Origin of the sequence: Psychrobacter sp. DWR1-2-3 (assembly GCF_049896465.1) — a bacterium.
In the GTDB taxonomy this organism is placed as follows: domain Bacteria; phylum Pseudomonadota; class Gammaproteobacteria; order Pseudomonadales; family Moraxellaceae; genus Psychrobacter; species Psychrobacter maritimus.
Genome location: NZ_JAFCUJ010000011.1, coordinates 1 through 13,148, shown reverse-complemented (window position 1 = coordinate 13,148; position 13,148 = coordinate 1). Strand labels below are relative to the sequence as shown.

11 protein-coding genes and 1 other annotated feature are annotated in these 13,148 nt (G+C 40.2%); of the genes, 8 read left to right on the top strand and 3 right to left on the bottom strand.

Annotated elements, in window-relative coordinates; translation table 11 throughout:
• Nucleotides 1-9 precede the first annotated feature (9 nt).
• Entirely contained in the window at nucleotides 10-1,320 is a 1,311-nt protein-coding gene (locus ACP7AA_RS12820; protein ID WP_426223794.1) for an arsenic transporter, read from the top strand.
• Nucleotides 1,321-1,528: 208 nt separating this feature from the next.
• Nucleotides 1,529-1,729: a hypothetical protein gene (locus ACP7AA_RS12815; protein ID WP_426223793.1), complete on the top strand. Its 201-nt coding sequence runs from the start codon at nucleotides 1,529-1,531 to the stop codon at nucleotides 1,727-1,729.
• 212 nt (nucleotides 1,730-1,941) lie between these two features.
• Here ACP7AA_RS12815 and ACP7AA_RS12810 read toward each other — a convergent pair whose 3' ends face one another.
• Nucleotides 1,942-3,105 (bottom strand): zinc-dependent alcohol dehydrogenase, encoded by a 1,164-nt coding sequence (locus ACP7AA_RS12810; RefSeq protein ID WP_426223792.1) that lies wholly within the window; start codon nucleotides 3,103-3,105, stop codon nucleotides 1,942-1,944.
• A gap of 458 nt (nucleotides 3,106-3,563) precedes the next feature.
• Between ACP7AA_RS12810 and ACP7AA_RS12805 the strand changes: the two genes are divergently transcribed.
• The gene (locus ACP7AA_RS12805; RefSeq protein WP_426223813.1) at nucleotides 3,564-4,031 is read left to right on the top strand and encodes a CinA family protein; all 468 of its coding nucleotides are present in this window, start codon (nucleotides 3,564-3,566) and stop codon (nucleotides 4,029-4,031) included.
• A gap of 233 nt (nucleotides 4,032-4,264) precedes the next feature.
• The gene (locus tag ACP7AA_RS12800) at nucleotides 4,265-6,352 is read left to right on the top strand and encodes a catalase (RefSeq protein ID WP_426223791.1); all 2,088 of its coding nucleotides are present in this window, start codon (nucleotides 4,265-4,267) and stop codon (nucleotides 6,350-6,352) included.
• A 342-nt stretch (nucleotides 6,353-6,694) separates the two neighbouring features.
• On the opposite strand, the gene ACP7AA_RS12795 is transcribed toward ACP7AA_RS12800, so the two are convergent.
• On the bottom strand, nucleotides 6,695-7,099 hold the full coding sequence (locus ACP7AA_RS12795) for a hypothetical protein (RefSeq protein WP_218689604.1): 405 nt from the start codon (nucleotides 7,097-7,099) through the stop codon (nucleotides 6,695-6,697).
• A 660-nt stretch (nucleotides 7,100-7,759) separates the two neighbouring features.
• On the opposite strand from ACP7AA_RS12795, the gene ACP7AA_RS12790 reads away from it, so the two are divergent.
• A protein-coding gene (locus ACP7AA_RS12790; protein ID WP_426223790.1) for an IS3 family transposase occupies nucleotides 7,760-8,979 on the top strand; the annotation gives its coding sequence in 2 pieces (ribosomal slippage) (nucleotides 7,760-8,036 and nucleotides 8,036-8,979; 1,221 coding nt in all).
• Nucleotides 8,035-8,151 (top strand) — a sequence feature (AL1L pseudoknot). Its footprint overlaps the gene before it by 117 nt.
• 390 nt (nucleotides 8,980-9,369) lie before the next feature.
• Here ACP7AA_RS12790 and ACP7AA_RS12785 read toward each other — a convergent pair.
• On the bottom strand, nucleotides 9,370-10,332 hold the full coding sequence (locus ACP7AA_RS12785; protein WP_426223789.1) for a replication initiation protein: 963 nt from the start codon (nucleotides 10,330-10,332) through the stop codon (nucleotides 9,370-9,372).
• A 550-nt stretch (nucleotides 10,333-10,882) separates the two neighbouring features.
• Between ACP7AA_RS12785 and ACP7AA_RS12780 the strand changes: the two genes are divergently transcribed.
• The 3 genes from ACP7AA_RS12780 to ACP7AA_RS12770 all read left to right on the top strand — a co-directional run bounded on the left by ACP7AA_RS12780 (nucleotide 10,883) and on the right by ACP7AA_RS12770 (nucleotide 12,769).
• Complete coding sequence (locus tag ACP7AA_RS12780; protein WP_426223788.1) at nucleotides 10,883-11,692, top strand: hypothetical protein; 810 nt, start codon at nucleotides 10,883-10,885, stop codon at nucleotides 11,690-11,692.
• A 225-nt stretch (nucleotides 11,693-11,917) separates the two neighbouring features.
• Nucleotides 11,918-12,553 carry a ParA family partition ATPase gene (gene parA, locus ACP7AA_RS12775; RefSeq protein ID WP_011512344.1) on the top strand — a complete coding sequence of 212 codons (636 nt, stop codon included), beginning with the start codon at nucleotides 11,918-11,920 and terminating at the stop codon, nucleotides 12,551-12,553.
• Nucleotides 12,554-12,565: 12 nt separating this feature from the next.
• The gene (locus ACP7AA_RS12770) at nucleotides 12,566-12,769 is read left to right on the top strand and encodes a plasmid partition protein ParG (RefSeq protein WP_426223787.1); all 204 of its coding nucleotides are present in this window, start codon (nucleotides 12,566-12,568) and stop codon (nucleotides 12,767-12,769) included.
• Nucleotides 12,770-13,148 lie beyond the last annotated feature (379 nt).

Here is a 13,148-nt window from a genome sequence, read left to right as displayed (position 1 = left end):
GGCACCTTTATGCTCGCATTAGCGATTTTTATTGTCACCTTGACCTTAGTCATATGGCAGCCAAAAGGACTGGGTATCGGTTGGAGTGCAATGGGCGGCGCAGTAGTCGCCCTGCTTTTTGGGGTAGTGCAATTATCAGACGTGGCTATCGTCTGGAATATCGTCTGGGATGCCACCTTTACCTTTGTTGCGCTTATCATCATCTCATTGATATTAGACGAGGCTGGATTTTTTGGCTGGGCGGCGTTGCATGTGGCAAGATTAGGTAATGGTCAAGGTCGGCGACTGTTCCCCATGATTGTTATTTTAGGCGCATTCATTGCTGCCTTTTTTGCTAATGATGGGGCGGCGTTATTGCTCACTCCTATTGTCATTGCCATTTTGCTGCGCCTTGATTTTGCACCCAAATCAGCTTTAGCCTTTATCATCGCTACTGGCTTTATTGCCGATACCGCAAGTCTGCCATTAGTAACGTCTAATCTAGTTAACATCGTTAGCGCTAATTATTTTGATATTGGTTTTGGTCGCTATGCGGCAGTCATGGTGCCAGTGAATATCGTATCTGTTATCGCAACGCTACTGGTATTATGGCTTGTCTATGCGCGACATATCCCGAAGCATTATTCAATGGATAGTCTAAGCTCACCGCAATCTGCTATCAAAGACCCTTTGGTTTTCCGAGCGGCCTTCCCAGTATTGGCCTTATTACTCATCGCTTATTTTGCCACTGAGTTATTGGGACTAGTGATTTCGTTGGTGACTAGTATCGCAGCACTAGTGCTAATAGCAATCGCAGGCCGCTGGTGGCAAGGTGGTCGTGGTACCAAGCTTTCTGTGACCCATGTCCTACGCAAAGCGCCATGGCAAATCGTGTTGTTTTCAATCGGTATGTATTTAGTGGTTTATGGCTTGGGTAACGCAGGACTCACGGCATATGGCGCGCAAATACTAAACTGGTTAGGACAGCAAGGTAATGTCATTGCGACGGTCGGCACAGGTTTTCTATCAGCTATCGTAGCATCTGTAATGAATAATATGCCATCAACGCTCATAGGAGCGCTGGCGATTGATAGCGCCCAAGTTCCCGCTGCAACGCGTGAGTTGATGATTTATGCCAATGTTATTGGTAATGATTTAGGACCAAAATTCACCCCAATTGGTAGCTTAGCAACATTGTTATGGCTACATGTACTGGCGGAAAAAGATTATAAAATCAGCTGGAGTCAGTATATGAAGATTGGCTTATTAATCACGCCACCTGTACTACTCGTAACGCTTTTAGCTTTAGTGTATTGGTTGCCTCTGTTATCCAGTGTTTAAGTAAGCTGTCATTCTTATAGTACGGTGCCTATATAGGGCACCGAACATAGATAGAATATGTATGGTAAGTACACCATGAAGTACACTGAAATTATTTCCATAGTTCAAACTCTTATTATCATTGGCCTACAGCTAAATATTCAAGTCCTCACTATGGAACCGCACCAGTGAAATTGGTTTGTCATAGGCATACTTACAATAGATTATAGTGCAATGGGAAGATAGAACTAAGACAATTAAAGAGCTGATTAAAGAACTCCAAAGTTTTGAGGATCAAAACTTGATTGTTATGATAACTAATGATGAAGGTGAAATATTTAACTCGGTAAAGTTGGTTAGCAAAGGGTTTGTAGCTAATAAAGATGATCCTGATAAATATGAGAAAGTTTATTGTGCTTTACACTTCTAAGCTTTAAGACCATCTAAGACAGTTAGTTGGTTTTTTAATCCCTAAACCCATGAAAATCGGTTGGGGGGTGATTTTTTTGCCGTGTGCAGAGAAAAGCAAGTCAAAGATTTTTTTACTAGCTGCTTTAGCGATAACCATTATTTAAGATAATCTCGTTAAAGCAGCTATGACCTAACCTTTAAATGTTAAAAGTTAAGGGTAAATTTGAAAAATTAAGGAGTTAAAATGACTTTACGACATTCTTCTTCACGCTTTTCGAAAATTTCATAACCTTTAGCAGCGTCAGACAAATTCATACGGTGAGTAATAATAGCTTCAGGTGATAAATCACCATTTTCAATATACTCTAATAATTGTGGTAGATACTTGTGTACATGGGTTTGGCCCATTTTGAAAGTAAGCCCTTTATCAAAAGCATCACCAAATAAGAAACCATGAATGGGTCCTGCATACACACCCGGAACACTAACGACCCCGCCACGACGCACAGCTGCAATACATTGACGTAAAGCTGCACCACTTGACCCTTCAATTTTCAAACTGGTCATTATTGTTTCTAGCATACTGCCTTTGGCTTCAAAGCCAATCGCATCAATAACGCTGTCAACGCCGCGATGCCCTTTGGTTTGTTCAATGATGAATTCAGCAGCATCTACCTTATCGAAATTAACCGGAATAGCCCCGTACGTATCTTTGGCATACTGCAAACGGTAGTCATTATGATCTACCACGAAGATCTGCTCAGCGCCTAACATTTTGGCACAAGCTGCTGATAACAACCCCACAGGACCCGCACCATAAATAGCTACGGTTGAACCTTTAGTAATATTGGCATTAGTCACGGCCTGCCAAGCAGTTGGTAAAATATCTGATAAAAATAAAACCTTCTCATCTGACAGTGAGCCAGGTACTTTGAACGGACCAAAATTACCTTTAGGAACCCGTACAAATTCTGCTTGTCCACCAGGAATCCCACCATATAAATGGCTAAAACCAAATAAAGCAGCCGGTGGCGGAATTATTTTTTTATTAATAGCAGCGCCTGGGCCTGTATTTGTAGTCTCACAAGCGGACATTAGGTCATGCTGACAGAAAAAGCAGTTACCACATGCAATAACAAAAGGAATAACAACTCTATCGCCTTTTTTAACAGCAGTGACTTCAGAGCCTACTTCTTCAACCACACCCATAAACTCATGACCGAAGATATCGCCTTCCTCGGTTGCAGGCATTTTGCCACGATACAGGTGTAAATCTGAGCCACAAATTGCAGTCGCAGTCACACGTAAAATAACATCATCTTTTTCTTGCAGCTTAGGGTCCGGGATATTGTCCACTCGAACATCTTTAGCACCGTGGTAGGTTAAAGCACGCATAATTTCTCCAATTAAGTAAAGATTGCAAAATCTAGATAAACAATAATCTGTGTTACTACAAGATAAAAGTTATTAGAATCAGTACTTTATGTTATCTAAGTTAATTATTACTCAATTATATTAGCACCTTGAAAATCAAGATTTTTAATCAACGTGTGTTAAAAAGGTTGCGTGTTGTAAGTAAAAAATTGGGTGGTGTGTCAAAAAAAATGCTGATTAAAACTTGAACAATTTTTGAAGCCTTGAAAGCCCTATAGAATCAGAGAACTTAGCATAGATTTCTTATTGACTTCTATCGCCAGCATACTTTTTAGAACACCACCCATTATTTTACTTAATAAGTATGAAGACTGGCTATTTAAAGCATAGAATTATTTATGGCACTATTCTATTTCTACCAGTGTTAAGAGAACGCTTTATAGGGAAATTAAAGCGATTTATATAATGGGGAGACCATGATGACTAATAAATGTGCCGAATTATTGGCAAACAAGGAATTAACCATAAGTTTTATTGAAAGCGCCTCAGCTGGGTATTTATCGCACCGGTTTTCTCTTAGCCCTTATTCAGGGGAGGTACTGGTAGGCGGATTAGTCTGTTATGACGTTAAAGTAAAAGAAAATGTTCTCAACGTACCTAACCAATTAATTGAAGACTATACCGCTGAATCTTTAGAGGTCACACAAGAGCTGGTTCGTAAAGCCCAATCACTATTTAAATCAGATTTATATGTGGCCTGCACAGGTTTGTTGAAGCGTGGCGGCTCTGAAACAAAAGATAAGCCGGTTGGGACTTTTTTTTATTGTATCTTCTATAAGGATCAATTGTATGATTTCCAATGTGTATGTAAAGGTGCGCCTCAGAAAAAACTGCGCAGTTTGAACAGCAAAATCTGTAAAAGTATTATTGACGTTATACGCACTTAAGAGATTGTTTTATTTTTCTAATATCATTGTTTTAACTTGTCTTTTTTATTAAACCAACTCTAAACAACTGGTTCATGCCAGGAAATACACTCATATTAAACGTTGTTTTTTTTAACCAAACATCAACACCTTTACCCCTGAATTTTGCTTAGTATAAAAAAACATCATTAAAAGATAATAAGAATTCTGCCTAACTTAACACCTACTAAAACAATAACTAGGATGGATGAATAATGAAAAAAACTATTAATCATACTGATCCCGCCGCCGATATGCACACTACTAAAGGTTTAGGCGGCGAAACCCATCAGCGTGCTGATGATAGTACTCAAGCGCTAACAACCCAGCAAGGGGTGGTTATTTCTGACAATCAAAACTCTCTTAAGAATGGCGCTCGTGGACCGACCCTGTTAGAAGATTTTGTATTACGTGAGAAAATCACGCATTTTGATCATGAGCGCATTCCTGAGCGCGTAGTACATGCGCGCGGTAGTGCGGCTCATGGTTATTTCGAGCTGACTGAATCGTTAGAAGGGATTACAACGGCCAAGATCTTAACTGAAACAGGTAAACAGACTCCGTTGTTCACCCGCTTCTCAACCGTCGCAGGTAATAAAGGTTCTAAAGATACGCCGCGCGATGTTCGAGGTTTTGCAGTCAAGTTTTATACAGATGAAGGTATTTGGGACCTGGTTTCTAACAATATGCCCATTTTCTTTATTCAAGATGCCATAAAGTTCCCCGATTTTGTTCATGCAGTTAAGCCTGAACCCGATCGCGGATTTCCGCAAGCCGCCTCTGCCCATGATACGTTTTGGGATTTTGTATCACTCAGTCCTGAAACCATGCACAATGTCATTTGGCTCATGAGCGATCGGGCTCTGCCGCGAAGTTATAGCACGATGGAAGGCTTTGGTATTCATAGTTTCCGCCTTCTTAACAAGGATGGAAAAAGCACCTTTGTACGTTTTCATTGGAAACCTGTATTAGGAGTACAGTCCCTCATTTGGGATGAAGCTGTTAAAATCTCGGGTGCTGACCCTGACTTTAATCGCCGCGATCTATTTGAGTCTATCAATAGGGGTGATTTTCCTGAATTTCACTTAGGAGTGCAGTTATTTACTGAAGAAGAAGCCGCAACATTTCCATTCGATCATTTAGATGCCACAAAACTGATTCCAGAAGAAATGGTTCCTGTTAGGATAATTGGTAAAATGGTACTTAATCGTTATCCTGATAACTTTTTTGCTGAGACAGAACAAGTGGCATTCTGTCCATCACACGTACCTCCGGGCATTGACTTTAGTAATGACCCATTATTACAAGGACGCCTATTTAGTTATTTAGATACGCAGCTCAAGCGTTTAGGGTCACCAAATTTTGTACAGATCCCAATTAATACCCCGCAGTGTCCGTTTGCTAATAATCAAAAAGATGGACATATGCAAATGCGGGTACCTAAGACACGAGTACTTTATGAACCACAAAGCCTGGATCCAACTCGGCCCCGCGAAAGCGTTAGGCAAGGATTTAAGTCATTTGCTGAGACGTTAGACGATGGCGTGAAAGGTCGTATTCGTGCTGAAAGTTTTGCGGATCATTATAGCCAGCCGCGTATGTTCTACCGAAGCCAAACGGCAATTGAGCAAGCCCATATTGCGTCAGCCTACGCTTTTGAGCTGGCTAAAGTAGAGACCGCCCATGTACGAACACGTATGCTCAGTCATTTGCGTCATATTGATGAGGACTTGGCCCAGCGTGTGGCAAAAGCGCTTGGTATGGCGTTACCCGAAGCCGCCTCCCTGGCATCACCCGTTCAGGATATGGCAACTTCTACAGCTTTACAAACCATTGGACGCACCCCTAAAAGTTTAAAAGGACGCATGATCGGTATTTTAGTCGCCGAGGGCTCAAGCTATCATGAGATAGAAAAATACGAAAAGGCTGTGAAAGCGGAAGGCGCCGCTGTTAAAATTGTGGCTCCTAATAAAGAGGTACTGCTCGATGATGGCACTCGCATTCAGGCTGATGAGCGCCTTTCAGGGGGTCCCTCAGTGTTATTTGATGCTGTGGTTAGCATCATTATGCCGGACCAGGCTAAGAAGCTGGCTCAAGATAGCTCAGCTTTAGACTGGTTTACTGATGCTTATGTGCATTGCAAAGCCATTGCTTATTGCAGTGCGACAGATGAGTTCATTTTAAATAGATTACCTATTGAAAAAGATGCGTTTGTCACACCTTTATCCGACATGACGAATTTTATTGATAACGCTAAAATGCGTCTATGGGAGCGCGAGCCTAAGGTTCGGGACCTTGCATAAACACCTCTTTATATTGCCTTATTTCATCAATAACCCAGCCCATATGCTGGGTTGTTTTTTAGGTATAGTAGAATTACTTTAAAATCGATACAGTACGACTGGGATAAATTTTTCCTCCCCTTTGTGATAACAACAAGCTAGAAAAACTGATATCAGTCGCATATAGTTATGACGTATCGCTTTCATTTTAAAGTGGCCCTATGTTATTTAATGCTCACTTTTACCTTTATGATATTCTAAAAAGTTGTGAAAATAGTATAAAAATCATTCAGATGCATTTATTAGGGGGTTATTGTCATGCGTTTACAAACCTCTATGGTCATTATTAGAATGTAGGCGTACTTACTGATTAACTTCCTCAGGCTCCTGTTTTTTTTCTGCAAGACTGGTCTGCCTATCCTCAGTTTGTTTTGTTCTAATATTGTTCAATTCTAGAGCTGATGCAAAAGCATGCTTGTCAGGCGTAGGAATATGGCTTTCATTCGTTAATGAGCGATCATTTTCAGCAAAACGAGCAGCCGATAACAGTTGATCATTTTTTTGCTGATCTTTAGTGTTGAAAGTATCTACTAGAAGATATAAAGAGACTGGAATTAGAAAAAGAGTTATTAGTATTCTTTTGGTGAGCGCCTTATGGGGACGATACTTCCATTTGTACAGTGGTGCTAATAACATGAGCACACAAATAACGGCTACTAAAAGCTTAAATAACGTATCAGTGGATAAGTTAAATATATTAGCTATCATATCTTTGTGTCCAACTTACCCGTTCTATTAGTATTGTTTCTAAATTTGATTTAAAAGACAGCTTTAAAGCGGTCTGTTAGAGGATCAAGCAATCAATCTTTAACAGATAATAAATATTATGAGCGAAGAATTCGAAAATTTTATTTGAATCCTTAACTCAAGATACTCTGTAATAGCGTCTAGCTCACTGCAGTTAAATCCATGCTATCACTAATGATTAATATTGTCATTATATATAGCCCAGTTAAAGATAGATTTAGTCAGCAGTTTAGGGCTTAGCAAGCTTATTTTTTTATTCATAAAAGTAATAATAACTAAAATTGAGTAGCTTACTATCTTTTAGATTGGAACCTATCAGGTTATGGTATTTAACATCCTACAAAATTGATGACTATTTATGGGAAGTATAAGTTTTTATGATCTGTTCTTTCCAGTATTGCTCTGTCTGAACTCTCCGTATGGTGAGTCGTGGCTCAAACAAATGCAGCTACTATCAATTTTAATACATTAGCTGGCCGCAGCATAGTTGTCGCACAAGGTTTATCACTTTGGAACCCCTTAACAAATCATTATTTTCCTTGTAACAACAAATAAGATAGAGGATTTCTTTTGAACCGCCCCGGTATTGTCGGAGGCTCAACATTCTGAGAGAATACGACAATGAAAACACGAAACTACACTCCTGAGATTAAAGAACGCGCCGTCCGTATGCTGATCGAAGCAGCAAACGACTATCCCTCCATCTGGTCAGCGATTCAAGCCATTGCCCCTAAGATTGGCTGCACACCTGAAACTCTACGCTCGTGGCATAAGAAACACATCGATCAAACCATTCCTGCAAATGTGCAAGCTCAAAGTCAAGAGCAGCGTATTAAGGATCTCGAGCGCGAAAATAGAGAGCTTAAGCAAGCCAACGAAATTATACGTAAGGCTGCGGCTTTTTTCGCCCAGGCGGAGCTCGACCGTCCACCCAAGTAAAGATCAGTTTTATTGATGATAACAAAACTAAGTATAGGGTCGAGCGGATCTGTAGAGTCCTACCGATTGCCCCGTCAACTTATTATCGTGCTCAAGACTTAAGCGACAACCCACACAAGCGTTCACTACGCAGTCAGCATGACGACTTTTACATCAGCGAAATCAAACGTATCTGGCAGGACAGCAAATGCCGTTACGGTGCGCGTAAAGTATGGCAGCAGATGAAAGCTGACGGGTTAAAGGTTGCTCGGTGTACCGTCGAGCGTTTAATGAGTCAGCACGGCCTACAAGATATCTGGCGCGGTAAGGGTAAAATAACAACTCACAGCTGTGATGATCAAAAGCGTGCTGATGACTTGGTTAATCGTAACTTTAGCGCTCATCGCCCTAACCAGCTCTGGGTGGCAGACTTTACTTATATCAAGACATTGAGCGGTTGGGTATATACCGCTTTTATTATTGATGTGTTTGCTCGCGCTATTGTGGACTGGAAAGTATCGAATCGGATGAATACCGATATGGTGATGGCGGCATTAAACCAAGCAATAGCAGATAGAAACTATCCCAAAGATGTCATTCATCACAGTGATCGAGGGGTTCAGTATTTATCCATTCGCTACACGGATAAAATGACAGACTGCGGCGTGATTGATTCTGTTGGTACAACAGGCGATTCATACGACAATGCATTGGCTGAAACGGTCAATGGGCTTTACAGGTCTGAGGTGATCCATTATTTAAAGCAGAACTGGACTGGTGTGAACGATGTTGAACTGGCAACCCTTGAATGGGTGGATTGGTTTAATAAAATACGACTGCATAGCACGATTGGTTATGTGTCGCCCTTTGAGTTTGAAAAGCGGTATTATGATAATTTAACCCTGTCAGGCATCGCTGCCTGACTCAAGTAGATCAGCCTCCGATATAGCCGGGGCGGCTCAATGTATAAAGGGGCGGATGGTTATAGAATAGCGAGAATAACGGCCTTCACTTCCATTTGTCCAATTTGTACAGCCCCCATTGAACTGGCTGATGGCAAACCTGATCAGAAGCAGCCGTTAGTTGGTCGATGCAGAGAAGCACCTCATGCCCATGTTTATAGTTTTGATAGGATGACTTTGAAAGGGTATTTTTTAGGTCATGAAGGTTATTTGAAGTGATGGCAGGTATCAACCAAGTAAATTGAAGAATTCCATACTCAATAATTAAATCAGATAGGTTCATACACACTCATATAAGAGACATTAGAACAAAGGGCTTTGCATAGAAAAAGGCTGTTATCTGATTTAGGCTTATCCAGTCTCATTTTTTGCAGCCTTCTTCCTGTAATATGTAGCTCTACTTATTCCTAACTCTATCCAAGGTTTCAAAGTTTGCACTGACGTAGCTACAGGCTTACGCTTAGAGACCTTGCCGCCTTTACTACCCTTAAGAGCCTGACGATAGATAAATTCGTTGTAGTGGTACGCATCATGCTTCCAACAGTATTTTGCGATGCTCTTGGCAGTGGCTTTTATTTCTGAATACGGTAATGGCTCTGAAAACATCGTATTTACTCTTTGAGCATGTTTAAGTACAGAGTTGTACCATTGCTCCCAAGTCTTCCCTCGATGCTCTCTAACCGCAGAATACGCCCAATGACGAACGGTATCGAACAGGGAGCAGTTCCTACCAAGTCCGTATTCTTTCTCTTTGTTAGTTAAAGGTCTGAGATCAACGAAATCCGCTAGATAATTTAGCTCGTAGGCTTCTTTTGTCCATACTTCGGTACGCCAATGCTCGTGCATGGGGTTTTTAGTGATGAAGTTGGTATAGCCGACATCTGCGCGAGTGGCTCTGACCAATCCTGCTTGTATCTTAGCGAGATAGTCTAAGGCTTTACGACTGCCATGCTCACTGGTGCAAACAGGCGTTTTTAACTCATAAACGATGTGAGCGTGTCCATTTGATGGGTTTTGGCTTGTCCATCGTGGCGGTGGTAGATATTCCTCTGCCCAACGCATTGCGCCATGCTCATGATCAATGTCTAAGCAGATGAAGTGTGTCATGCAAGGGGGGTTATGCTGGATATACCGCATCTTGACGGCAGTTTGCCTAGGACGAATGACAAGATTACCTAAATCATCAGTGCAATAGGGCTTGTAGGGGAGTGTTTCGTATATTTCCGGTAGTATTAACATCACGCACACTTGTATTGGTGCGCCTGCTGATATAAAATATCCGTATCGAAAAATGGGTTTTATATCTGCTGACACAGATTAAAATTCATCTAACCCCCAGAGATTGCCGTCTCTGGGGGTTAGTCGTTTCTAGCACTTGAGTTTACGCTCTCATCGCACTTTCGTCAATTGTAAAATCCTCGTAAAGCCATATCAATTAAGGGGTACAAGTTATACCTACGTTATGTTACATAGCATAATAGGGTTGAATAAGACCGCTTAAGACGTTGTTTTTCATAAACGCTGATCTAAAAAAGAGCCCTTTAGTGAGGGCTCTTTTTTGTTAATTACTTATAGTAATCATGATGGTTCCGTATAAGGAAACGCTCTTTGCCTCCATAACAGACGTTATGACAAATAACGTTGGATAGAAGGATTCGGTTTCATTGGTATTGGGTCTATCACCCCACTTTCAAAATCAAACTACAGTTACTCAGACATTCAAACAATCGCTCAGTGTTAGCATTAGCTAATCGCAACAGTCTCCAAGAGATCTGGGAAATCTTGCTCGCATAATCATGTATATTAAGTCTTATTTGACGTACAGTAACCCTCAACACTAATAAGATTACAAGGATGTGATCAAATGACTCAAGCTACCTATCAAACACCTAACGCTAAACCTCAGTTAACAATATGCATTATCAATTCGTCCGGAAATTCCGGTAAGACTATTAGTGGCAGGTGGTTAGTTAAACCGCGCCTCCAAGATCCAAAATATTATAGAATTGGATTCAATGATAGAAACATTAGTGGAGATGAGATTTTTGCGACTGTAGACAAACTTATAGATGTACATGTTGAGCTAATGATGGATACATCCGTTATTGTTGAAGTGGAGATATCTGAATTTGAGCGTACTATTGATCGGATGGATCAAATGATGGGATGTCATGAAGATTATGATTTTTTTCTGGTGCCAGTGGTTGATTCATCACCCAAATTAATAGCCGATAGTGTTGGAACGATCAAAATATTAGTCAACATGGGCGTACCGCCTCATAAAATCAGAATACTGTTTAACAGAGACCCTGGTAGACACTCTGCCTATGACTATTTTGAAGAACTAACAGATACTCTTGATGAGCTTAAAATACCTTATGATCTGAACGCGCAGTTTCAATGTTATGACTTTTACGAAAAACTAGAAGCACTAAACCTTTCGTTCGAAGATCTCACAGAACATAATTTAATAGACGCTAAGGCACACTTAAAGAAAATAAAAGGGAAAGGCAGAATTCATAGATTAACCGATACCGAGAAGGCAGCAAAAGCATTCTACGTTCAAGTTGTCCTGGTTCAAAGAGCTGCCCTTGCCTATAAAGCAGAACATGATGAAGTGTTTGAAATCTTATTTCAAAATTATCCAGAGTCTGATATGGCTGAAAATTGTTAGACTAACTGCCCATTAAAATTCGTAAGTGAGCCTATCATTCAGGCTAAGATCACAAAGGGTATTTCTATCTTTTAAAGAATAATAGTTGCCAGCATCAAAGCAAATGTTACCATCTATACAATTACTCATTTACTCATGTGAACATATGAGTATATACTCATTTGAGTAAAAACTTATATGAGTAAAAACTTATATGAGTATATACTCAAATACGGAATCATTTTCATGAAAGTAATAGCGGTATTAAATCAAAAGGGCGGAAGCGGCAAAACGACAATCGCTACTCAATTAGCCCGAGGTCTACAGCTGCAAGGGCATAGTGTGTTGTTAGTTGATAGCGACCAACAAGGTAGTGCGCGTGATTGGAGAGCAGTTGATGAAGATAACCCTGTGCCAGTTATTGGATTAGATAGACCAACTTTGGATAAAGATTTAAAAAACGTATCTGATAAAGAATTTGTAGTTATTGACGGTTCTCCGCAAGCAACCACTCTTGCTATATCTGCAATTAAGGCTGCTGATTTTATACTGATACCAGTACAACCAAGTCCTTATGATGTCTGGGCTACTAGCGATTTAGTAGATCTAGTTAAACAGCGCATCGAGATGACTGATGGTAAATTGAAGGCCGCTTTTGTGGTATCTAGGGCAATCCAAAATACCAATATCGGCAAAGAAGTGGCAACTGTTTTATTAGATTATGGTTTGCCTGTGTTGGACACTCGGATAATGCAGCGTGTGAGTTATCCAAATAGTGCCTCATTAGGTAAAACGGTATTTGATACAGAATCAGCTAATAGCAATGCTGTACAAGAAATGACGGCTTTGGTCAATGAAGTTAAAACATTTTTCGATGAATAATGAGGTATAGATATGAAAGCAGGTAGACCAAGTAAAGATGCCAAAAACACCTTAGATTTATCAGATGTGACTAACGCTCCGAAAAAGACAGCAAGAGTTAACTTCAATCTTGATGAAGAAAAGTACATATTATTGAAAAAATATGCGCTTAATAACCGTAAGACAGTGACTCAGCTATTAACTGATATGATCGATGAAAAAATAGTTGAGCGATGAATAAAATATGTAGAGAGCCACTGTTTGATTTTGTGTATGTATTTAATTCAAAGAAAAGCTACATATAATTAGGGATAATCTCATCAGTTTAGCTAGTCAAGACCTGGATGCGTAGGAGTTTGAAATATTTAATAATATTAAAAAGAATGCTTCAAGGTTCAAGAAATGTCCACACATTATAATTTTATAATTGAAATTAGTAATAAAATAGACTTGATATGAAAACAGTTGATAAGTCGAGGTGATTTCAATAAGATAGACAAAGTTCGAAAATTTGAAAGCTCGCTTAAATAATTGGCTAGCAGAAATTGTCGAATGTGTTACACCCTGCTGCAAACCAACAATCAGAGTGTTAAAGCTCAACGCGCCTCAATCGAAA